20 protein-coding genes are annotated in these 22,614 nt (G+C 67.2%); 11 read left to right on the top strand and 9 right to left on the bottom strand.

Translation table 11 applies throughout. The annotated features are described in order from the left end of the window. Window positions 1-84 precede the first annotated feature (84 nt). From IP65_RS20700 to IP65_RS00235, 4 genes are all read left to right on the top strand, one after another. Entirely contained in the window at window positions 85-1,563 is a 1,479-nt protein-coding gene (locus IP65_RS20700; RefSeq protein ID WP_231627463.1) for a hemerythrin domain-containing protein, read from the top strand. A gap of 91 nt (window positions 1,564-1,654) precedes the next feature. Further along, window positions 1,655-2,650 (top strand): sensor histidine kinase, encoded by a 996-nt coding sequence (locus tag IP65_RS00230; RefSeq protein ID WP_054130357.1) that lies wholly within the window; start codon window positions 1,655-1,657, stop codon window positions 2,648-2,650. Between the two features lie 103 nt (window positions 2,651-2,753). Next, window positions 2,754-2,963, top strand: a complete 210-nt coding sequence (locus tag IP65_RS21185; RefSeq protein ID WP_156306315.1) for a hypothetical protein — start codon at window positions 2,754-2,756, stop codon at window positions 2,961-2,963. Between the two features lie 39 nt (window positions 2,964-3,002). Then, window positions 3,003-3,587, top strand: a complete 585-nt coding sequence (locus IP65_RS00235; protein WP_082349677.1) for a DUF4142 domain-containing protein — start codon at window positions 3,003-3,005, stop codon at window positions 3,585-3,587. Window positions 3,588-3,675: 88 nt separating this feature from the next. Here IP65_RS00235 and IP65_RS00240 read toward each other — a convergent pair whose 3' ends face one another. Next, window positions 3,676-3,942, bottom strand: a complete 267-nt coding sequence (locus tag IP65_RS00240) for a hypothetical protein (RefSeq protein ID WP_054130359.1) — start codon at window positions 3,940-3,942, stop codon at window positions 3,676-3,678. 158 nt (window positions 3,943-4,100) lie between these two features. On the opposite strand from IP65_RS00240, the gene IP65_RS00245 reads away from it, so the two are divergent. The 5 genes from IP65_RS00245 (at window position 4,101) to IP65_RS00265 (ending at window position 14,133) form a co-directional block, all read left to right on the top strand. Further along, window positions 4,101-4,904, top strand: a complete 804-nt coding sequence (locus tag IP65_RS00245; protein ID WP_022675193.1) for a Crp/Fnr family transcriptional regulator — start codon at window positions 4,101-4,103, stop codon at window positions 4,902-4,904. A 106-nt stretch (window positions 4,905-5,010) separates the two neighbouring features. Then, entirely contained in the window at window positions 5,011-6,288 is a 1,278-nt protein-coding gene (locus IP65_RS00250; protein WP_022675192.1) for an efflux RND transporter periplasmic adaptor subunit, read from the top strand. After that, a complete protein-coding gene (locus tag IP65_RS00255; protein WP_022675191.1) occupies window positions 6,285-9,449 on the top strand; it encodes an efflux RND transporter permease subunit in 3,165 nt (1,054 codons plus the stop codon). Before IP65_RS00250 ends, IP65_RS00255 begins: the two co-directional genes overlap by 4 nt. Beyond that, window positions 9,446-12,637 (top strand): efflux RND transporter permease subunit, encoded by a 3,192-nt coding sequence (locus tag IP65_RS00260; protein WP_054130360.1) that lies wholly within the window; start codon window positions 9,446-9,448, stop codon window positions 12,635-12,637. Before IP65_RS00255 ends, IP65_RS00260 begins: the two co-directional genes overlap by 4 nt. Continuing rightward, window positions 12,637-14,133 carry an efflux transporter outer membrane subunit gene (locus tag IP65_RS00265; RefSeq protein ID WP_054130361.1) on the top strand — a complete coding sequence of 499 codons (1,497 nt, stop codon included), beginning with the start codon at window positions 12,637-12,639 and terminating at the stop codon, window positions 14,131-14,133. The genes IP65_RS00260 and IP65_RS00265 overlap by 1 nt, the downstream gene beginning before the upstream one ends. Here IP65_RS00265 and IP65_RS00270 read toward each other — a convergent pair. Continuing rightward, window positions 14,079-15,743, bottom strand: a complete 1,665-nt coding sequence (locus IP65_RS00270) for a tannase/feruloyl esterase family alpha/beta hydrolase (protein ID WP_197279188.1) — start codon at window positions 15,741-15,743, stop codon at window positions 14,079-14,081. The genes IP65_RS00265 and IP65_RS00270 overlap by 55 nt on opposite strands. A 20-nt stretch (window positions 15,744-15,763) precedes the next feature. Between IP65_RS00270 and IP65_RS21630 the strand changes: the two genes are divergently transcribed. Both IP65_RS21630 and IP65_RS00275 read left to right on the top strand, forming a co-directional pair. Then, entirely contained in the window at window positions 15,764-15,934 is a 171-nt protein-coding gene (locus tag IP65_RS21630) for a hypothetical protein (RefSeq protein WP_158442017.1), read from the top strand. A 63-nt stretch (window positions 15,935-15,997) separates the two neighbouring features. Further along, on the top strand, window positions 15,998-16,288 hold the full coding sequence (locus IP65_RS00275; protein WP_054130362.1) for a hypothetical protein: 291 nt from the start codon (window positions 15,998-16,000) through the stop codon (window positions 16,286-16,288). On the opposite strand, the gene maiA is transcribed toward IP65_RS00275, so the two are convergent. The 7 genes from maiA to IP65_RS00310 all read right to left on the bottom strand — a co-directional run bounded on the left by maiA (window position 16,279) and on the right by IP65_RS00310 (window position 22,559). After that, window positions 16,279-16,965 (bottom strand): maleylacetoacetate isomerase, encoded by a 687-nt coding sequence (gene maiA, locus IP65_RS00280; protein ID WP_197279189.1) that lies wholly within the window; start codon window positions 16,963-16,965, stop codon window positions 16,279-16,281. The two genes, IP65_RS00275 and maiA, sit on opposite strands and share 10 nt — an antisense overlap. Continuing rightward, on the bottom strand, window positions 16,923-18,224 hold the full coding sequence (fahA, locus tag IP65_RS00285; RefSeq protein WP_054130363.1) for a fumarylacetoacetase: 1,302 nt from the start codon (window positions 18,222-18,224) through the stop codon (window positions 16,923-16,925). The genes maiA and fahA overlap by 43 nt, the downstream gene beginning before the upstream one ends. Further along, on the bottom strand, window positions 18,221-18,820 hold the full coding sequence (locus IP65_RS00290) for a VOC family protein (protein WP_369801204.1): 600 nt from the start codon (window positions 18,818-18,820) through the stop codon (window positions 18,221-18,223). Before IP65_RS00290 ends, fahA begins: the two co-directional genes overlap by 4 nt. Beyond that, on the bottom strand, window positions 18,820-19,926 hold the full coding sequence (gene hppD / locus IP65_RS00295) for a 4-hydroxyphenylpyruvate dioxygenase (protein WP_054130364.1): 1,107 nt from the start codon (window positions 19,924-19,926) through the stop codon (window positions 18,820-18,822). The genes IP65_RS00290 and hppD overlap by 1 nt, the downstream gene beginning before the upstream one ends. Window positions 19,927-20,079: 153 nt before the next feature. After that, window positions 20,080-20,547, bottom strand: a complete 468-nt coding sequence (locus tag IP65_RS00300; RefSeq protein ID WP_054130365.1) for an Lrp/AsnC family transcriptional regulator — start codon at window positions 20,545-20,547, stop codon at window positions 20,080-20,082. Window positions 20,548-20,591: 44 nt separating this feature from the next. Continuing rightward, window positions 20,592-21,326, bottom strand: coding sequence for a histidine utilization repressor (gene hutC / locus IP65_RS00305; protein WP_054130366.1), 735 nt, complete (start codon window positions 21,324-21,326; stop codon window positions 20,592-20,594). 51 nt (window positions 21,327-21,377) lie between these two features. After that, window positions 21,378-22,559 carry an MFS transporter gene (locus tag IP65_RS00310; protein ID WP_054130367.1) on the bottom strand — a complete coding sequence of 394 codons (1,182 nt, stop codon included), beginning with the start codon at window positions 22,557-22,559 and terminating at the stop codon, window positions 21,378-21,380. Window positions 22,560-22,614: the final 55 nt, after the last annotated feature.

Raw genomic sequence — 22,614 nt, forward strand, 5'->3', positions numbered from 1 at the left:
TTCTCCTTCCGCAACGGGCGCCAGCCGCCCTGCCGGGCTTGCCCTTCGGCAGTGCCCCAACCCCACGCGAAGGAGATCGGCCCGATGGCCAGCAACAGCACCCCTTCCCCTGCAACGCAGCCGGCGCAGACCGGGCAGGCCACCTCTGGCCAGGCTGCCGCATCATCGTCCGAAGCAGACAAGACCCACGCCGCCAAGACCGATACGGCAAAGGCAGGGGGCAAGGCGGTAAGCGGACGACGCGGACAGCGCGCCGCATCGCAGGGCAGCGCCGCGACCACCAGCAAGACCGCCCATGCCGACAAGAGCGCCAACAAGGGCTCCAATTCGAGCAGGGCCGATGGCGAGGCGATCCGCATGCTCCAGAAAGACCATCGCCAGGTCGAAAAGCTGTTCAAGGAGTTCGAGAGCGCCAGCGGCAGCCGCAAGGACGCGATCGTTACCGAGGTGTGCCAGGCGCTTACCCTGCACACCATGCTGGAAGAGGAAGTCTTCTATCCCGCCTGCCGCGCCGCAGCCGATGAAGACGACGATCTCGACGAAGCACAGGTGGAACACGACAGCGCCAAGGTGCTGATCGCCGACCTGGCACGCAGCGCCCGCGGCGATCCGTTCCGCGACGCCAAGTTCACGGTGCTGGCTGAGCAGATCCGGCATCATGTCAAGGAAGAGGAAGGCGACGACGGCATTTTCGCCCAGGCGCGCGAATCCGGCGTCGATACTCCCGAACTTGCAGCGCAGCTGAAAGAACTGCGCAGCGAACTGGAGGCCGAGGATCGGCTTCCGCCCCAGGCACCGGTTTCATTCGGCGCCTTTCCCAGGGCAAATGCCCACAATACCCAGGAGAGAACCATGGCAAGTTATCAAGGACGCGACAACGGCGATTATGGTCGGAGTGGCCGAGACGAGCGTGGCCGGTTCGCAGGTCAGGGCGGCCGCCGCAGCGAAGAAGATGACCGTCGCGGCGGACGCGGCAGCCAGGATCGCCCACGTGACGACGAAGGCCGCTTTATGAGCGATGATCGCGGCCGCTCGAGCCGGGGCCATGACGATGACGATCGCGACTATCGCAGCCGGGGCGCCAGCAGCCGGGGCCGCGATGACCGCGACGATGACCGGGCCAATGATCGCGGCGGGCGCGGACACGGCGGCTGGTTCGGCGACTCCCAGGGCCATTCGGAGGCTTCGCGCCGGGGCTGGGAACGGTCTGAACATGACGGCAGCGGCTGGTATGGCGATTCCCGTGGCCATTCCGAAGCCTCGCGCCGGGGCTGGGAAAATTCCGACCACGAAGGCAGCGGCTGGTATGGCGATCCGCGTGGTCATTCCGAAGCCTCGCGCAAGGGCTGGGACGATCGCGGCAGCGCGTCGCGCGGCGGCCGCCACGACGATGACGACGGGCGCCGCAGCAGCCGGGGCCGCGACGACCATGACGACGATCGGGGCCGCTCGCGCCGCATGAGCCACGATGATGATGACCGCGATCGCGGCCACGGCGGCTGGTTCGGCGATTCCCGCGGCCATTCGGAAGCATCGCGCAGGGGGTGGGAAGGCCGCCACTGATGCCACTTGCTTCCAGACGGACCGGCCCCTTCACGGGGCCGGTCTTGTGCCTGTCTAACAAGCGCCGCGGCTTTCCTGACAAGGCGCGCCGGTGACGCGGATCGAAGCGGTTCGCCGCACCATTTTGCTCGATCTAACCCCATGGCAAAGGCTGTCAGGCATTGCCGTGGCGATCGCCGTGCCTGCTACCTTGCGCTGGGCATTGGGGCAGGCAGGCGAGGCAGTGCCGTTTGCGCCGTTCTTCCCGTTCGTGCTGCTGGCGGCGGTGTTCATGGGCTGGCGCGCCGCGCTGGTCGTGGCGATCACCACCACGCTGCTGGTAGAATGGATGTTCCATGGCGGCAGCCCATCCCTGCTCGATCCCCACCGCCTGACGCTGGCGCTGCTGATCGCGCTGGCCAACCTGGCGCTGATTGCCGTGGGCGACACGCTCCGCCGCACGGTGCGCCAGCTCGATGCCCTGGCGCGCGAACAGGATATCGTCGCACGCGAGATGTATCATCGCGTGCAGAACGCGCTTGGCGTGGTCCAGGCGCTGATCCGCGTATCGCACGCCGGCGATGATACCGAACGGTTCCGCCAAGATCTTTTGGCCCGGGTGCAGGCGCTAGCCAATGCCAACCGCCTGCTCGACAGCCCACCGGGAAACACCAACGGCGCGCCGCGTCGTAGCGTGACCGAGGCGCGGCAACCTGCCGATGGCGCGGGGCTGAGCCCGGCGCAACTGGTGCGCACCGCAATCGCCCCGTTTCACAAGGACGATGCGTTCCACATCGCAGGCCCGCCCTTCCTGATCGCGCGCGAGCCCGCTTATCATCTGCTGCTGGTGCTGCATGAATTGTGCACCAATGCGCTCAAGCACGGCGCGCTGTCTGATCCGCGTGGGCGGGTGAGCATCGGCTGGAGCGCCGATGGCGTGCTGCTGTGGCGCGAGAATGGCGGGCCGCCGGTGCTGCCGCCCAGTCGCCAGGGCCTGGGCACGCGGATGTTCGCGCGCCAGCAGCACTGGACACTGGAGCGCGATTTCGCGCCCAGCGGCCTGACGTGCCGCATCGCGCTGCGCGCCCCCGCCACAGTGCGGCGCTGATCGGAGACGCCGGCGGCGGCGCGATTGCACTTACCCATGTTGGGGGCAAGCAACATACCATTCCGGTCGGCGCTTGTTGGTACATCCTCCCTGGAGTTCCAAGATGACCCAGCCCCAGCCCGCCTGCGCGGTTGCCATGCCCGCCCTGCCCCGCCCGACGACGCCCCGCCCGACTAAGCACCGCCCGACCACGCCCGTGCCGCTGCATCCCTGGCATGAACGGCTGCCCGACCCGGATCTGCGGCCGCGCCTTTTGCCCGGCAGCGTCCGCCCGCAAGCCATTCGCGTGCCGCCCTCGCCCAGCCGGCATTGACGGCCGGATCAGCGAGACTGCCCAAAAGGAGAGAGTATCATGCCCAGATTTCCATTCGCGCCGGTGGCTGCCTGTGCCATGCTGCTGCCCTCGCTTGCTACGGCGCAGGGCCTGGCCCCAACCCAGCCGACGGCACCCCCATCGCCTGCCGACACCATGGCGCCGCTTGATGCGCCGACTTACCTGGCCAAGGCCGCCGCGGGCGACCGGTTCGAGATCGAATCCTCCCGCCTGATCCTGGCCAAGTCCCCCAGCGCCAAGGTGGCAAGCTTTGCCCGGATGATGATTGCCGACCATACGCACTCCACCGCGCGGCTCTCCCAGGCAGCGCGCCAGGATGGCTTGGCCATGCCGGCACCGGCGCTGGATTCCACGCAGGCGGCCGCGCTCGACGGGTTGCGCCAGGCGCAGGGGGAGACGGCGCAGAACGTTTACCTGGCTGCGCAGCGCGATGCCCACACGGCGGCACTGGCGCTGCATCGCGCCTATGCCGACAAGGGCGACAAACCGGCCTTGCGAGCGGCCGCCAACGCCATCGCGCCAGTGGTAGGCCGCCATGCCGACATGCTGGCCCAGATCGGCGGGCAGGAAGCCCAGGCGCCAGACACCTCACGCGGGCGCTGAGCGCGAACGATCAGCGTCGGTTGAACGCGGCCTGGGGAAACCTATCCCCGGGCCGTTTCCGCCGCGTCGGCTTCGGATGCAGAGACGCCTATGCCGCGCTTTCCGGCCCGTCGATTCCCTCCTTGCCATGGCTGCCCGGCGGCAGCGGGATGGGATCGGGCACCGGTTCATCGATCGGCACCTCGGTCGGCGGCGGCGCGCCTACCCCGCCGGTGCCGCCGGTAAGCTGGCCGGGGTTGTCGCGTTCTTCCTCATGCGAGGATTGTTGGCCGGAACGCTGATCGGAATGGGCAATGGGCGCGCCGCGCACCGTGCGCGGGGGGATGGCGGGCTGGGGTGCAGAACGATCGGCCATGGGTAGATATCCTTTTGCGGGCAGGCCATTAAAACCCCGCAGCACGCCCATAGGGCACGCATCACAACCTGTGATGAGATGGGGAACCACTGGGGCGATGGGGTGTTGCGATAGGCATCGGGGAAGGTGTTCCCCGGCCGATTGCAGAACAGGCCAGCATGAATCCCCTTCAGGCCAAATTTGCGCGCTACGTCGAACTGGACCTTCAGGCCCGGACGCAGATCGACGGCCTGTTGCGCAGCGAAGGGCGGCTGGTTCCGGCTGGAGCCGACCTGATCCGCGAAGGCGAGCCGATCCATTTCGTCAAGCTGGTCATCGATGGCTGGGGCTGTCGCTACAAACTGCTGGAGGATGGCCGGCGCCAGGTCGTGGCGTTCCTGCTGCCGGGAGACTTGTGCAATCCCGATGCCTTGGCGGCCGAGGCGATGGACCATTCGATCGGCGCGCTCAATGACATGCACTGCGCGCTGATTGCGCCCGAAGTGTTCGATCGCGCTTGCCTGCGCTCGCACTGCCTGCGCCAGGCCATGGCGTTTGATGCCTGCGCCATGCTGGGCATGCAGCGCGAATGGACACTCAACCTTGCCGCGCGCCCGGCCCTGGCACGGATCGGCGCCTTGCTATGCGAGTTGCACTATCGGCTGGCAGCCCTGGGCCTGGCAGCAGACGGGCGCTTTGCCACCCCGCTCACCCAGGTGACCCTGGCCGAAGCCACCGGCATGACATCGGTTCACGTCAACCGCGTGGTGCAGGATCTGCGCGGGCGCGGCCTGCTGCATTGGCACGGGCGCCATATCACCCTGCCCGATCCGGATCGGCTGGCCCAGCTCTCCGGCTTTTCTCCGCGTTATTTGCACATGAATCGCTTTGCGCCGGGAACCTTTGCGGGCGATCCCGACTTGGCTGCGAAATCGCCGCGCGTTCCGCCCAGAACCGAAAGTAAGATCGCCGGGGCAATCTGATACAACTTGGGAAACAAGACAGCTTGCACCGCGCGGGGCCATGGCGGAAGAACGCGAGAACTCGATCCGGGACTATCGAGTCGCAGGGCATGCAAGGGTTTGCTAGATGAACGCTGACGAAGCGAGTACACCTGTTTCTCCGGATCACGTAACGTCCGAACATCCCCCCCGCAGCAGCCGCAAGCGCACGCTTCTGATCGCCCTGGCGATCATTGCCGTGTTCGTGGTGGTTGCCCTGGGTGCTCGATGGGTGGCCAAGAGCGGCGGAGACAAGCGCGGCGGGCGTCCGCCGGCAGCGGTGAACATCGCGCCGGCGACCAAGGCCGACATGCCGGTGACGGTGGCCGCGCTGGGAACGGTGCAGCCGCTGGTTACCGCCACGGTGCGCACGCAGCTGTCAGGCGTGCTGTTCAAGATCATGTTCCAGGAAGGGCAGATGGTCCGCCAGGGCCAGGTGCTCGCCCAGATTGATCCCCGCCCCTATCGCCTGGCGCTGGAACAGGCCCGCGCCAATCTGGCGCGTGACGAGGCACAGCTGACCTCGGCACGGCTCGATCTCAATCGCTATCAAACCCTGCTCAAGCAGGATTCGATCGCCAGCCAGCAGGTCGATACCCAGCGCGCCACGGTGGGGCAGCTGGTCGGCACCGTGGCAGCCGATCGCGCCGCCATCGGCACGGCCGCGCTCAACCTGGACTATACCGCGATCAAGGCGCCGATTTCGGGCCGCGTCGGCATTCGCCAGGTCGATATCGGCAACTACCTGACGCCGTCGGACACCAACGGTGTGGTGATCATCACCCAGGTCGATCCGATCGACGTGAGCTTTGCCCTGCCCCAGGCGCAGCTTTCCGCCATCGGGCAGACCGCCGGCGCAGGCAGCGGCCTGCCCGTTGACGCCAACGACCAGAACAACGGCAATCGCCTGGCGACCGGCCGCTTCCTGACGTTCGACAACCAGGTCGATGCCACCACCGGCACGGTCAAGGCCAAGGCGCGCTTTGCCAATGCCGGCAATGTTTTGTTCCCCGGCGCGTTCGTCAACGTGTCGATGCTGGTACAGACGCTGCATGACGTGGTGACCGTGCCGGTCAGCGCGGTGCGCCACGGCAGCCAGGGCGATTTCGTCTTCGTGGTAAAGCCCGACAACACGGTGAAGCTGACCGTGGTCAAGACCGGCCCCTCTTCGGGTGACAAGCTGGCGATCCTTTCGGGCCTGACGGCCGGCACCCAGGTGGTGATCGAGGGCGCCGATGGCCTGGAAGACGGCGCCAGCATCAACAAGGGTGGCAAACGCGGCGGTGGCCAAGGTAATGGCGGCGCAGGCGGCCAAGGTGGCAATGGCCATCACCGCCGCGGCGCCAATGCCGGAAACGCGGGATGAGCACGTCCGATCTGCCTGAGCAGGCCCCTGCCCAACCCGGCGGGCCATCCCGGCTGTTCATCCTGCGCCCGGTGGCGACCACGCTGTTGATGGTAGCAATCCTGCTGGCGGGCCTGGTGGCCTATCGCATGCTGCCGCTCTCGGCCCTGCCCGAGGTAGACTACCCGACGATCCAGGTCACCACGCTCTATCCCGGCGCCAGCCCCGATGTCATGGCGCTGACCGTGACGTCACCGCTGGAGCGCCAGTTCGGGCAGATGCCGGGGTTGACGCGGATGACTTCGGCCTCCTCGGCCGGGGCATCGGTGATCACCATGCAGTTCCGCCTCGATCTGTCGCTCGATATCGCCGAGCAGGAAGTTCAGGCGGCGATCAACGCCGCCAATACGCTGCTGCCCACCGATCTTCCCGCGCCGCCGATCTATGCCAAGGTCAACCCGGCCGATGCGCCGATCCTGACGCTGGGCATCACCTCGAAAAGCCGGCCGCTGGGCGAAGTGCAAGGCATTGTCGAGCGCCAGTTCAGCAACAAGATCGCTCAGGTTTCGGGTGTGGGCCTGGTCTCCATGTCGGGCGGGCAGCGCCCCGCCGTGCGCATCCAGGCCAATGTGCCCGCGCTCGCCGCGCGCGGCCTGTCGCTGGAATCGATCCGCAGCGCGATTGCCAATGCCAATGCCAACGCCGCCAAGGGCAGCTTTGACGGCCCGACCAAAAGCTGGACGATCGACGCCAACGACCAGTTGGGCGATGCCGCCAGCTATCGCAACCTGGTCGTCGCCTTTGCCAATGGCGCGCCGGTGCGGCTGTCGGATGTGGCGCAAGTGGTCCAGGCCACGGAAAACACGCGCATCGCTTCGTGGATGAATGGCCAGCCGGCGGTCGTGCTCGATGTGCAGCGCCAGCCCGGCGCCAACGTGATCGGCACGGTCGACGCGATCAAGGCATCCCTGCCCGAGCTTGAGGCCCAGTTGCCGGCCGACGTGCACGTGACCGTGCTGACCGACCGCACCGCTGGCATCCGCGCCTCGGTGTCCGATGTGCGCACGGAACTTGTCCTGGCCGTGGTGCTCGTCACGCTGGTGATCTTCCTGTTTCTGGGGTCGCTGCGCGCCACGGTGGTGGCCAGCATTGCCGTGCCGCTTTCGCTGGTCGGCTCGTTTGCGGCGATGTATTTCCTCGATTTCTCGATCAACAACCTCACGCTGATGTCGCTGACCATCGCCTCGGGGTTCGTGGTCGACGATGCCATCGTCGTGCTGGAAAATATCGCACGCCATATCGAAGATGGGATGCGCCCATTCGAGGCCGCGCTCAAAGGCGCCAGCGAGATCGGCTTTACGATCATCTCGCTGACCGTCTCGCTGATCGCCGTGTTGATCCCGCTGCTGTTCATGGGCGACGTGGTTGGTCGCCTGTTCCGCGAATTTGCCGTGACGCTGGCGGTGACGATCCTGATCTCGGCACTCGTGGCGCTCACGCTCGTGCCGATGCTGTCGGCGCGCTGGCTCAAGCCCGAGCATGAAGAGCGCCAGTATCGCGTGACGCAGGCCACCCGCAACTGGTTCGACCGCCTCGCCGCCCGCTACATGACCGCGCTCGATTGGGTCATGGCGCGCAGCGGGCTGACCATGGCGGTGTTTGCCGGCACGCTTGCGGTGACGGCGCTGCTGTTCTGGATCATCCCCAAGGACCTCTTTCCCGAACAGGATACCGGCCAGATCGCAGTGACGACCGTGGCCGGGCAGGACATCGGCTATACCCGCATGACCCAGTTGCAAAGCCAGGTGGCGCAGGCGCTGCTGGCCGATCCGGCGGTCGACAGCCTCAGTTCCTCGGTCGGGGTCGATGGGCAGAACCCCACGCTTTCGCAGGGGCGCATGGTCGTCAACCTCAAGAGCGAGGGCGATCGCGGCAATCTTGCCCATGTGATCGACAGCCTGACCCAGGCGACCAGTGGGATCGTGGGGATCAAGACCTACTTCCGCCCGGTGCAGGATCTCACCATCGACACCTCCACCGGGGTCAATGCCTATCGCTTCTCGCTGCAAGGCGCGGACGAAGCAGTGGTCAACCAGTGGGGCGAAAAGCTGGCGGCGGCGCTCAGGGACGACGCGCATCTGCAAAACGTCACGTCCAACGTGATGGGCGGCGGCCAGGCAGTGACGGTGAATATCAACCGCGATATCGCCGGGCGTCTGGGCCTCTCGGTGCTGACGATCGACAACGCGCTCTACGATGCCTTTGGCCAGCGCATCGTTTCGACCATCTACACCCAGTCGAGCCAGAACCGCGTGATCCTGGAAGCGCAGCCTGGCTCGGTCACCAGCCCGCAGGCGCTGGGTGACCTGCGCATTCCGCTGCCGGGCGGCACCACCGTGCCGCTTTCGACCATCGCCACGATCACGACCGGGCCCACCGCGCTCGTCGTCTCGCGCGAGGCGCAGTTCCCCTCGGCCACGATCGGGTTCGATCTGGCGCCGGGCGTGTCGCTGGGCAAGGCGGTCTCGGTGATCGAACATGCCGAGCAGACCATTGGCATGCCCGCCGCGGTATCGACCAATTTTGCCGGCGCTGCCTCGGCCTTCAAATCGTCGCTCTCGAACGAGTTGTGGCTGATCCTGGCCGCGATCGTGGTGGTCTACATCGTGCTGGGCGTGCTCTATGAAAGCTTCGTCCACCCGATCACGATCCTTTCGACGCTGCCATCGGCCGGGATCGGCGCGCTGCTCGGCCTGTGGCTGACTGGATCGGGGCTGGGCGTGATCGGCATCATCGGCATCGTGCTGCTGATCGGCATCGTCAAGAAGAACGCGATCATGATGATCGACTTCGCGCTCGAGGCGATGCGCGAGGAAGGCGCCGATCCGTCGCACGCCATCCGCCAGGCCGCGCTGCTGCGCTTCCGCCCGATCATGATGACCACGTTCGCCGCGCTGTTTGCCGCATTGCCGCTGATCTTTGGCGGCGGCATGGGGCACGAATTGCGCCAGCCGCTGGGCATCGCCATCGCCGGCGGCCTGATCTTCAGCCAGGTGCTGACGCTGTTCACCACGCCGGTGATTTTCCTGGGCCTTGAACGCTGGCGCGAGCGGCGCGAAACCGCGCGCGGGGCCGCAACGCCGTCCCAGGAACCGAGCACCCAGGAACCGGGCCGCGCATGAACGTTTCCGCGCCTTTCATCCGGCGCCCGGTCGGCACCCTCCTGCTCACCATCGGGTTGATGCTGGCGGGCGTGGCGGCGTTCTTCAACCTGCCGGTGGCGCCGCTGCCGGCGGTCGATTTCCCCACGATCATGGTCCAGGCCAACCTGCCTGGCGCCAGCCCTTCGACGATGGCGGCAAGCGTCGCCGCCCCGTTGGAGCGGCATCTGGGGACCATTGCCGGGGTCAGCGAAATGACCTCGCGATCGGGCGTGGGGTCAACCCAGATCACCCTGCAGTTTGATCTGTCGCGCAATATCGACGGCGCCGCGCGCGATGTGCAGGCCGCGATCAACGCCTCGCGCGCCGATCTGCCGGCCACGCTCAAAAGCAATCCCAGCTATCGCAAGGCCAACCCGGCCGAAGCGCCCGTGCTGATCCTCGCGCTCACTTCCGATACCCGCAGCCCGTCTGAAATCTATGATGCGGTATCCAACGTGGTGCAGCAAAAGCTGCTCCAGGTGCAGGGCGTCGGCAATGTCGAACTGGGCGGCGCGGCGCTGCCCTCGGTGCGGATCGAGGTAAACCCGCTGGCCCTGTCGCGCGCCGGTATCGCGCTCGAAGACGTGCGCACCGCGCTGCAATCGGAAAGCGCCAACCGTCCGCGCGGCGTGCTCGATACCGGCAACGGCAGTTTCCAGGTCTATTCCAACCAGGCCGGCCGCCACGCCGCCGATTACCGCGATACCGTGATCGCCTGGCGCAATGGCGCCGCCGTGCGCCTGTCGGACATCGCCACTGTCACCGATGGGCCGGAAGACATTCGCACCATCGGCCTGTTCAACGGCAAGCGCGCCGTGCCGATCCTGATCAGCCGCCAGCCCGGCGCCAACATCGTGGAAACGGTCGATGCGCTCAAGGCTCAACTGCCGGCGCTGCAGGCCGCACTGCCGCCCGATATCCACCTGTCGATCGGATCGGATCGCACCCGCACGATCCGCGCCTCGCTGCACGAGGTGGAAGTGACGCTGCTGATCGCCACGCTGCTGGTGGTGCTGGTGGTCGGCCTGTTCCTGCAATCGTGGCGCGCCACGCTGATCCCGGCCGCGGCGGTGATTGCCTCGCTGCTCGGCACGCTGGGCGTCATGTACCTGGCGGGCTTCTCGCTCGACAATCTCTCGCTCATGGCCTTGACCGTGGCGACAGGCTTCGTGGTCGACGATGCCATCGTGGTGGTGGAGAACATCAGCCGCCATGTGGAACACGGCATGTCGCCGCTGTCCGCCGCGCTCAAGGGCGCGCGCGAGGTGGGCTTTACCGTGCTGTCCATCTCGGTCAGCCTGGTGGCGGTGTTCGTGCCGCTGATTTTCATGGGTGGCCTGGTCGGCCGCCTGTTCCGCGAATTTGCGCTGACCATGTCGGTTGCCGTGGCGATCAGCCTGGTCGTGTCGCTCACCACCACGCCGATGCTGGCCGCGCGCCTGCTCGATGGCCGCGAAAGCGACAGCCGGGTGATGCGCACGGCCAAGCGCTGGGTCGAATGGTCAGAAGCGCGCTATGCCCGCAACCTCGATTGGGCGCTGGCGCATCGCGGGCTGGTCATGCTGGTCCTGGTGCTGACCGTGGCGCTGAATGTCTGGCTGATCGCCATCGCGCCCAAGGGCTTCTTCCCGCAGCAGGATACCGGCGGCCTGATGGGCGGCGTGCGCGCCGACCAGTCGATCTCGTTCTCAGACCTGCAGGACAAGCTCACGCGCATTACCCGGATCGTCAAATCCGATCCCGCGGTCGATACCGTGGTCTCGTTTGCCGGCGGTTCGCGCGCGGGTGGTGGCTTCCTGTTCGCCACGCTCAAAGACCGCTCGCAACGCCCGCCGGTCAACGAGGTGATCGGGCGCCTCCGACCCAAGCTGGCGCGCGTGCGCGGGGTCAGCCTGTTCCTCAACCCGGTGCAGGATCTCCAGGCCGGCGGGCGGCAGACCAACAGCACCTATCAATACGTGCTCAAGGCCGATCACGCCGCCGTGCTGCAGGCCGCCGGACAAAAGCTGGTCGATGCGCTCAAGACGCATCCCGACCTCATCACCGACGTCGATATCGACCAGCAGGATGCCGGTGCCGACGCCTTTGTCGAGGTGGACCGCGATGCCGCCGCGCGGCTGGGCATCCCGATGCAGACGGTCGATGCCACGCTCTACGATGCCTTTGGCCAGCGCCAGGTGGCCAACATCTACTCCGGCCTCAACCAGTATCACGTGGTGATGGAGGCCGACCGCCAGTTCAACGGCTCGCCCGAGGCGCTCAACAACATCTATCTGCCGGTAGCCGGCGCGATCAGCTCAGCCAGTTCTGCGGCCAATCTCACCGGATCGGGCGGCGCGGCGGCCGGTGGCGCATTGGTTGCCAGCGGCAGCGCGGTCAGCACCACGGCCCGCACGATGACGCCGCTTTCGGCGATCGCGCGGTGGAGCACGGGATCGACCGACGCGCAGGTCAGCCACTCTGATGGCGAGCCATCGGCTACGATCTCGTTCAACCTGCCGCAGGGCGTGTCGCTGGGCCAGGCCTCGCAACTCATCGCGCAGGTTCAGGCGAGCCTGGCCCTGCCAGCCACCGTCCACGGCGAATTCGGTGGCACGGCCAAGGTCTTTGCCCAGTCCACCGCCAGCATGCCACTGCTGATCCTGGCGGCGCTGGTGGCGATCTATATCGTGCTCGGCATCCTCTATGAAAGCGCGATCCACCCGCTTACCGCGCTGTCCACCATCCCCTCGGCCGGGGTTGGCGCGATGATCGCCCTGATCGCCAGCGGCGGGCAGTTCGACATCATTGCCCTGATCGGCATCATCCTGCTGATCGGTATCGTGAAGAAGAACGCGATCATGATCATCGATTTCGCGCTGGAGGCAGAGCGGAACGAAGGTCTTTCCCCGGTAGAGGCCGTGCGCGAGGCCTGCCTCAAGCGCTTCCGCCCGATCCTGATGACCACGATGGCCGCCGCGCTGGGCGCGTTGCCGCTGGCCATCGGCTTTGGTGATGGCGCCGAACTGCGCCGCCCGCTCGGCATCGCCATTTTCGGCGGCCTGGTCGCCAGCCAGGTGCTGACCTTGATGACCACGCCGGTGGTCTATCTCGCGCTCGACCGCTTCCGCCGCCGCCGGCCCCGCCGCGCGGCCCCGCCGGCCCCGATCCAAGGAGTACCCGCCTGATGCGCGCGCCCCTCTCCCGCTTTTCCGCGCTCGTCATTCCCGGCATGGCGCTGCCGCTGGTCCTGGCCGGCTGCTCGATGGCGCCAGCCTATCGCCCGCCCGCGACGGTGGCGATCCCGCCACAGTTCAAGGAAGAGCCCGGCTGGGCCGTAGCCACACCCTCTGATGCGGTGGCGCGCGGGGCGTGGTGGGATCTGTTCCGCGATCCCGTGCTCGATAGCCTGGAACAGAAGGTAGCGGTCACCAACCAGAACGTAGCCAGCTATCGCGCTGCCTACCAGGCGGCGCGGGCGCTTGTGCAGGTGCAGCGTTCGGCGCTGTTCCCCTCGCTCACCGCGTCGGCCAGCGGCACCCGCTCGCAGGATTTCGCTGGCCAGAACGTGACCGGTGGCACTGGAGTTTCGACCACCACCACCGGCGCCACCGTCTCGCGCTATTCCCTCTCGATCGGTGCGAGTTGGGAGCCCGATTTGTGGGGCCGGCTGGGCAATACGGTGAACCAGGCCAAGGCCAGCGCCCAGGCGAGCGAAGGCGATCTGGCCAATGCCACGCTTTCAGCGCAAGGGGAACTCGCCACCAACTATGTCCAGCTGCGCGGCATCGATGCGCAGCGCGTGCTGCTCGATCGCACCGTGGCCGATTATACCCGCGCCCTGGCCATCACCACCAACAAGTACAAGGCCGGTACCGTTTCCCACGCCGACGTGTTCGAGGCGCAGACCACGCTGAGCAACGCGCAGGCCACCCGCGCCGATCTCGATCGTCAGCGCGCCGTGCTGGAACACGCGATTGCCGTGCTGGTGGGCGAAAACCCGTCAACCTTTGCCCTTCCGGCAGTCGACTGGCAGCCGGTCGTGCCGGAAATCCCAGCCCAGGTGCCCGCCGCCCTGCTGCAGCGCCGGCCCGACATTGCCGCCGCCGAACGCCGCGTGGCGGCCGCCAATGCCAATGTCGGCATCCAGAAGGCGGCCTATTTCCCGCAAGTCACGCTGTCGAGCAGCGTGGGCACCAACAGCAGCGTGATCGGCCAGTTGTTCCAGGCCGCCACCAGCCTGTGGTCGCTGGGCTTGAGCGGGGCAATGACGCTGCTCGATTTCGGGGCGCGGCATGGCGCCGTGGTCCAGGCCCGCGCGCAGTATGATCAGACGGTGGCAACCTATCGCCAGACGGTGCTGGCCGCGTTCCAGCAGGTGGAAGACAACCTGGCCGGAACACGCGTGCTGGCGCAAGTGGCGCAGCGCCGGGCAGAGGCGACCGTTTCGGCGAGCCAGGCCGAAACCATTGCCAACAACCAGTATCGCAACGGCATCGTCGATTACACCTCGGTCATCACCGCGCAAACCGCGGCGCTGTCGGCGCGGCAGACCGAAATCCAGTCGGTGATCGATCGCCAGACCGCCGCCATCGCCCTGGCCCAGGCCGTGGGCGGGCGGTGGAGCGATCAGCCTCCCGCTGCCGCCGCTGCTCCTGCCACGGGCGCTTCGGCGCAGGAATAGCTTTCGGCGCGATCGGGATCGCCGCCGTTGTAGCGGGCATACCCAGGCCAAGGGCATAGCGGCCGTGCCGCGATGCCCTGGCTGCGCGTGGCGACGACGGCTGCGGGCGCCTCGCCGCGCTCCACCCAATCGACCACGGCGCCAAGCAGATCGAAGCGATCAAACGCATCGCCGCCTTGGCAATGGGCCATGCCCGGCACCATGTAGAACCGGCTGGACTGCGCCCAGGCCGCGCCATTGGTCTTGCCCGCGCGCTTCCAGTAATCCAGCGTGTCGAGCGCCGAAAACCACGGATCGCTGACCCCGTGATAGAACAGCACTTTGCCCTGGTGGCCCAGGAACGAGCTGAGATCGGTCCAGCCGTCGGTGTCGGTCAGCGCCTGCATCCAATCGGCACGGATCGCGGCGGCACGGGCATCCAGGTCTATGGACAAATCGCGGTTGGGCGGGCCGAGGATATCGGTGCGGCCATCGGCGATATAGCCCGATACCGGCCCTGACGTATCGACCATGCCGGTATCGTAGGGCACCGGCGCATAGAGCGCGCGGCCGGCCGCATCGCGCGGGCCGGCAAAGGCGCGGTCCAGCGCCTCCACCTGCGGCGCGCTGAGGCAGCCATCCTGCTTGCCGGCGTGGCACTGCAACGCGGCAGGGCGAAAATGGCACTGCGCCACGGCCATGATCATGCCATCCGCCCGGCCATCCAGGCCATCGCACTGCGCCAGCAGACCGGCGCGGATGGTCTGGCGGTCGGCGGCGGAAAAGGCCTTGTCCGGCAGCGGCAGCCCTTGGCCATCGCGCGGCGCGGCCTGGTTGAACATGACCTTGGCGTAGGTGGTGCCCAGGTTGGAAAAGCCGGTGCGCATTGCCGGCGCGCCGATCACCAGCCCATCGAACAGCGCGGGATAGCGCTCCATCGCCAACATCGTCTCGCGCCCGCCGGTGGAGCAGCCCGCCATATAGCTGTGCGCCGGCGCGCGGCCATAGAACCGCGTGGCGATCGCCTTGCCCAATTGCGCCACCGCCGGAACCGCCGCCTGGGCAAAATCGAGCGTCGCGCGCTGGTCGGTGCGAAACGAGGCGTCGAACACCGCGCCCTGGTGCCCGCTATCGTGGCTGGCAACGGCAAAGCCCCGCGCCAGGGCCGGAACCGCGCCTGCCGCAGCGCCCCCCACCGCCGGGCGGACCGAGCCATTGAGGCCGCCGCCGCCCTGCAACAGAAAGCGGCCGTTCCACGCCAGCGGCAGGTTCACTTCAAAGCGGATGCCATAGGCGCGGCCATCGGCCCCTTTGCGCGGATCGATGACCCCGCTTACCTTGCAATAGGCAGGCAACGCCGGCTGCGCCTCTCCCTGTGCACCCTGCCCTGCCGCGCTTTGCGGCACGACCTGCGCGGCCATGATCTGTACCGGGCGCCCGCCATCGGTCGGAGCAAAGCGCATGCCCGCCAGCAGCGGGCAACGCTGCGCCAGGCCCGATCCGGATGCCGGTGGAACCGATGTCGCCCCGCGCGCCTGCGCCAGGCCGGGCACGGCGAGCAAGCCAACCAGCACTGCTCCGGGAATGGCTGCCTGCACCACGCGGCGGCGCTTGCTCTGCTTGACCATCATCGTCCTCTCCCGCCTGCGTCGTGATCATCACAATCGTTAGGGCATCGAACTTATTCTTTTCACGGAAAGACCAGGTGTTCAAGCCCTTGCGCACCGCCGCCATTATTGTTGCAGCGCAGCGCAATATTACAATTCAAGCCGGGTTTGCGGGACGGCCGATTGCAATATCTGCCGAAATGTCTAAGGTTTGACACGGGACCACAACTTTTGCTGTGCATTTAGTTTCATTTGCACCGCAATAATGGGGGGCGGTCATGACCATCGACTGGACGCAGCGTGCCTGGCTTGAATGGTCTGCCACACACAGTGAGGCCGAGCCCAAGCCCTTCATTAAAGTGGAAAGTGTGCGGCCCGAACCGCTGGCCAAGATCGTCCGCCTGATGCTGCGCTGGAACATCGACACGCGCAAAAGCTTCCGCATCGTTACCGATAGCGGCCTGATCCTCAACGCCAGCGCGCTGGAACAGGTGGTGCAGGACGGACGCTTTCCGTTTCCGCCGGCCGTGGCCGAGGCACCAGGCGCATCAGCCGCCGATCACGCCTGATCGGCGTCTGCCTGGACAGCGGGGTGGGCGACGGCAAAGGCGGGCAGCGCGGCACAGCGCGCATCGATCGCCACCAGGCGGGGAAAGGCATCGAGCGACACGCCAAAGCGGCGGGCGGAATAAAGCTGCGGCACCAGGCAACATTCGACCAGACCCGGCGCATCGCCATAGGCAAAGCCGCCGCCCCAGCGCGTGACCATGGCCTCCAGCGCGGCGAGGCCATCCCCTATCCAGCGCGCCAGCCAGGCCTGCACCTGGTCTTCGCTGGCGCCGATACCTCCCTTGAGAGCCTGCAACACGCGCAAGTTGCCCAGCGGGTGCACGTCGCATGCAATGATCTGGGCCATCGCCCGCACCCGCGCGCGGCCCAGCGCATCGGCCGGCAGCAGCGCGGGTGCCGGGTGGGTTTCCTCCAGCCATTCGATGATCGCCAGCGACTGCGTCAGCGGCGGCACGCCGGCCTCGCCCAGATCGAGCGCGGGCACCAGGCCCTGCGGATTGAACTGCCGATAGGCATCGGCCCGCTGCGCACCGGTGCGCAAGTCGTGCGCGCAGGTGGCATGCTCCAGCCCCTTGAGCGCCAGCGCAAGGCGCACCCGCCAGGCCGCGCCGGAACGCCAATAGCCGTGAAGCGTCAGGCCCACGGCTGGCGCGCCGGCATGATCTGCCCCTCGCATCGGCCAAACCCGATCGTGGCAAAGCCATCCCGCTCTGCCCGGGCATGGAGCGCCAGTTCGTCGCCGTCTTCCAGGAAAGTGCGACTTTCCCCGCCCGGCAGGGGCAGCGGCGCCTTGCCGCCCTGGCTCAGTTCCATCAGGCTGCCCGCGCTTTCGGGCGTGGGGCCAGACAGCGTGCCCGTGCCGAGCAGATCGCCGGCATGCAGATCGCAACCGTTCGAGGCATGGTGCGCCACGATCTGCGCCGGCGTCCAATACATCGCCGCGTGGCTGTTGCCGTGGCTGAGCCGGTGCGGCGGCAGCCCGGCCGCGCGCATGGCGGCGGTGCGCAGCGTGGTTTCCAGGGTAATCGCCAGGGCGCCTTCGCCCTCCTCGCGCAGATAGGGCAATGGCTGCGGATCGCCTGCCGGCCGCGGCTGTGGCGCGGTGCGGAACGGGGCCAGTGCCTGGGCAGTGATCACCCAGGGCGAGACCGTGGTGGCAAAGTTCTTGGCCAAAAACGGCCCCAGCGGCTGGTATTCCCAGGCCTGGATATCGCGCGCCGACCAATCGTTGAGCAGGCAGAGGCCGCCGATCCGCTCCCACGCCGTGCCGATCGGCACCGGCGCGCCCAGATCATTGTCGCCGGCGATCCACAGGCCCAGTTCCAGCTCGTGGTCCAGGCGCCGGCACGGAGCATGGACGGACGCATCGGCATCGGGCGCCTTAAGCTGGCCCCATGGCCGCACCACCGGCGTGCCCGAAACCCGCACCGAAGACGCCCGGCCGTGATAGCCGATCGGCACATGCTTGTAGTTGGGCAGCAAGGGATTATCGGGGCGGAACAGCTTGCCGATGGCGGTGGCGTGATGGATGCCGACATAGAAATCGGTGTAATCGCCGATCGCAAACGGCAGATGCAGCACGACATCGGCCGCCGGATAGAGATGCGGCGTCACTTTCAGGCGGCAACGCTCGCTCGACAGCAGCGCGAACAGCGCATGGCGCAGCGCCACGCGGTCTGCCTCGGCCAGACGGAACAGGGCGTTGAGCGTGGGTTGCGCCAGCGCCGCAGCCAGCCCGGCCGGCAGCGCGCCATCGGCGGCAAGGCCGGCGAGATCGACCACATGATCACCGATCGCGGTGGCGATGCGCGGGCCCGTGTCGCCATTCTTGTGCGAGAACACGCCCAGCGGCAGGTTCTGTACCGGGAAATCGGGATGGCCGGCGGCGCCGTCTACCCAGCTTTGCGTGCGGGGATCGTGGGTGTGGTCGATCATGCCTGGTTGCCCTCGTCCGGCTGCGCGTGCAGCCAGGCGGCGTGGCGCGGGGCGCGGCGGGTCTGCGCCCATTCCTCCAGCATGGCCGGCGCCACGGCGCGGGCCATGTCCACCTGTTCGGCCGTGCCGATATCGCAGGCCAGTTCCAGGCGGTGGCCATTGGGGTCGAAGAAATAGATCGACTTGAACAGGCCGTGCCAGGTGGGGCCAAGCACGTCGATGCCCTGCGCCTCGATATGGGCCTTGGCGCGCAGCAGCGTGGCTTCGTCAGCCACCTTGAAGGCCAGGTGCTGCACCCAGGCCGGCGTGGCCGGATCGCGGCCCATCTCGGGCTGGTTGGGCAACTCGAAAAACGCCAGCACATTGCCCGCGCCGGCATCGAGGAACACGTGCATGTAGGGATCGAACGCACCGGTGGATGGCACATGATCCTCGGCAAAGGCCGTGGTATAGGCCATGCCGAGCACGCGGCCGTACCACTCCACCGTTTCCTTGGCATCGCGGCAACGATAGGCAACGTGATGCACCCCGCCGAGCAGTGGGGGCTGCGTATTCAGCGCCGTGCTGTCAGGCGCAGCGGTTGACATCGCGTCCATCAGGCATCCTCCCCCACCTTGAGCACACCGCGGCGCAGCTGGTCGCGCTCCATGCTTTCGAACAGGGCGGTGAAATTGCCCTCACCAAAGCCCTCGTCCTTCTTGCGCTGGATGAATTCAAAGAACACCGGGCCGATCTGCGTTTCCGAAAAGATCTGCAGCAGCAGGCGCGGATCGCCCTGCACGGTGGAACCATCGAGCAGGATGCCACGCTTCTGCAGTTCGTCCACCGGCTCGCCGTGGCCGGGCAGGCGCTCTTCCAGCATCTCGTAATAGGTGGCGGGGGGCGGCGTCATGAAAGGGGTGCCGCTGGCCTTGAGCGTGTCCCAGCCGGCGATCAAGTCGTCGCAGGCAAAGGCGATGTGCTGGATGCCTTCGCCATTGTAGGCGCGCAAGAACTCTTCGATCTGGCCGCCGCCCTTTTGCGATTCCTCATTGAGAGGGATGCGGATCTTGCCATCGGGCGCGGTCATCGCCCGGCTGGTGAGGCCGGTGTATTCGCCCTTGATGTCGAAATAGCGGATCTCGCGGAAGCCGAACACGCGCTCGTAGAAGCTGGCCCAGTGCGCCATGCGCCCGCCATAGACATTGTGCGTGAGGTGATCGATCGTGTGGAAACCCGCGCCCACCGGCTGGCGATCCACCCCCGGCAGATAGACGAAATCGATGTCATAGATCGACAGGTCACCGAACTGCCCGCCGTGATAGCGATCGACCAGGTAGATGATCGATCCGCCGATGCCGCGAATGGCGGGAATGCGCAGTTCCATCGGGCCGGTCTTCACGTCGACCGGCTCTGCCCCGCGTTCCAGCGCGGCGGCATAGGCCTTGGCCGCATCGCGCACACGCCAGCCCATGCCGCAGGCCGAGGGGCCATGCTCGGCCGCAAAATAGGCAGCCGGGCTGCGCTTTTCATAGTTGGCGATCAGGTTGATCCCGCCCTGCCGCCACAGTTCCACATCCTTGCTGCGGTGGTTAGCGATGTGGGTAAAGCCCATGGCGGTGAACACCGGGCCCAGGCTGCCGCGATCGGCGCTGGCAAATTCGATGAATTCGAACCCGTCGAGGCCCAGGGGGTTTTCAAACAGATCGGTCGATGCGGCCATGGCGCGTGTCTCTCCACCAGCAGGGGCGTGCCGGCGCGGCAGCCACCGTGTTTGGAGACATTCTAGCCCAAAGGCGATGCACGGTCCGCGCGAAGTTGGACGTAAAACCGCCTATGCCTGCGTGATCAGCGCATAACGGAGCCCTTGAACGCGTCAACCATGCGGCGCAGGCAATGGCAGCGCGGTGGTCCGCTTGATCCGGTCGAGCACGATGGACGAGCGCAAGTTAGCCACATCGCCATGGCCCAGGATCTCTTCGTTGAGCAGGGTCGTGAAGGCGGCCAAATCGTGCGCCACGATGCGCAGCAGATAGTCCGCGTCCCCGGTCAGCGCGCAGCAATCGACCACGGCGGGCAGGCCGGCGATCCGCTCGTGAAAGCCGCCCACCACCTCGCGCGCATAGGACGCCATGGTGACAGTGACATAGGCCTCGACCCCCAGGCCCAGCGCCGCTTCGTCGAGCAGGGCCACCTGCCCCCGGATCACCCCGGTTTCGCGCAGGCGGGCGATGCGACGTGAACACTGCGAGGGCGAAAGGTGCACAGCCTCTGCCAGGTCAGCATGGCTGGCCGAGGCATCGGCCTGAAGATGCGCAAGAATGCGGTGATCGATCCTGTCCATGCGCCAATCGTGCAGTATTGGCGCAATCAACGCAAGATCACGGCCTATCGCGTCGGACCGAACCGCGCCACGAGTTCATAGGCGCCCGCCACGAATGTCTGACGCACGAACGTGACGCTATCGGCCCCGCGCCAGGTGTGCCGCGCCACCACCAGGCAGGCGGCGCCCGGCGCCACGCCCAGCGCGCGGGCCTGGTCGCGGCTGGCCGACACCGCACCGATGCGGTTTTCCGCCTCGGTCCAGGGAATGTGCCGCAACAGCCAGCCGCCAGGGGGATCGGTGGTGAAATCCACCTCGGCCATGCCGGGAACCAGCGCCAGGTTGATCACGCGCTCTTCCAAGGCCAGCGGCGCGCCATCGGCAAGGTGCAGGCCCGACAGCCGCAGGATCGGGCCGACCGGGCCGAGTTCGGCCGCCGCCTCTGCATCGCTGGCGGTATCACCCAGGCTGCGCGACAGCAGGCGAAAGCCATAGGCCTGCCCGCGCCCCTGCACTTCCTGCGCCAGATCGGGAATATCCAGCACCATGGAAACCGTGCGCGGCCGCGCCACGAATGTGCCGGCACGCTTGCGCCGATCGAGCAACCCGCTTTCCGCCAGACGTGACAGCGCCTTGTTCACCGTCATCCGCGCGCAGCCATAGTGCGCCATCAGCTCGAGTTCCGACGGAATGCGTTCGCCCGGGCGCAAGTCACCGGCCAGGATGCGGCCCTCGATTTCCTGGCGGATGCGCTCGTGCATCGGCAGGGCGGGCGGCGAAGGATCGGCGGCGGCGGTCATTCCCCCAGCACAGAGAGCGCCCCAGCCACACTGTCAAGGGCGCAGACCATCTCAGGGACAGTGCGGCCGGGCGCGCGCCAGCGGCATGGCCAGGCCCAGCGCCAGCGCGCAACCGGCAAACCCCACCAGCCCGACCCCGGCAAACGATCCCGTGGCATCGGCCAGCAGGCCCGCCCCCAGCGCGCCCACCGATTGCGCCAGCAGCCAGGTGGCCGTCATCATCACCGCCAGCCGGCCATCAGGTTCCTGGTCATAGGCCAGGCCCAGCAGCATCGGATAGGCGATGAACCAGCTGGCATTGAACACCACCAGCGCCACGGCAAAGACCCAGGCAATGCCCGCCGTGGTCAGCAGCGCGCACGACAGCGCACAAGCAACCAACCCACCGCCCAATAGCGCGCGGCGCGGCAGGCGGGTGATCGCCACGGCCAGCGCGGCATTGCCCAGGGCGCTGGTGATCGTGGCCAGCGATTGAAACCAGCCAAACGTGGTGGCGGGCAGGCCAATGGCGTGGGCGGCGCGTTCCATGAACGGCCAGATCGACAGGCTGCCCCCGGCAAACAGGCCCATGGCCAGCAACAGGCGCCATCCCGCCGGGCTGATCGGCCGCTGCGCCCTCGCGCCGGCAGGCTTGGGCAAGGCCGTGGCCGGCAGCGCCAGCGTGCCCAGGCCGAGCAGCAAGGACAGACCAGCCAGCGCGCCAAACATCGCCATCAGGCCATGGCGCGCCGCCACCTGCGGCAAGGCAATGTTGACCAGGGCAAACAGCACGGTCTGGCAGGCGATCCCCACCGAAATGGCCCGCGCCGGATGCGCGGTGCGCCCGGCGGCAAGGTTGACCGCCCCGTTCATCACGCCAAAGCCAAAGCCGGTGGCCAGCCGCCCGGCCAGCAGCAGCGGCAAGACCCCGCCAAGCCCGGAAAGCGCCTGGGCCGCCACCACCAGCACCGTGCTGCCCAGCGCCAACCAACGCGGCGCCAGCCGGCTGCCCCAGCGCGCCACGCCCAACATCGCCGCGCCATAGGCCAGCGTTTCCAGCATCGCGAACAGGCCCATCGCCCCGGCGGTAAAGCCATAGGCATCAATCAACCCGCCCACCAGGAAGGTGGTGAAATTGTTGCCGATATGCGCCGCGGCCGTACCCGCACCGATCGCCGCGAGCGAGAGCGCCGGGCGCGGGCCGCCCGATCCCGCCGCCACAGTGCCGGGGGCCGCATCGGCCGATCCTGCCATCGCTACCCCCATTGCCGCGTCCCCCCGTATGTGCGCGATGCGCTGGCCTGCCAGG

It is taken from the genome of Novosphingobium sp. AAP1, assembly GCF_001295765.1.
Lineage (GTDB): Bacteria > Pseudomonadota > Alphaproteobacteria > Sphingomonadales > Sphingomonadaceae > Novosphingobium > Novosphingobium capsulatum.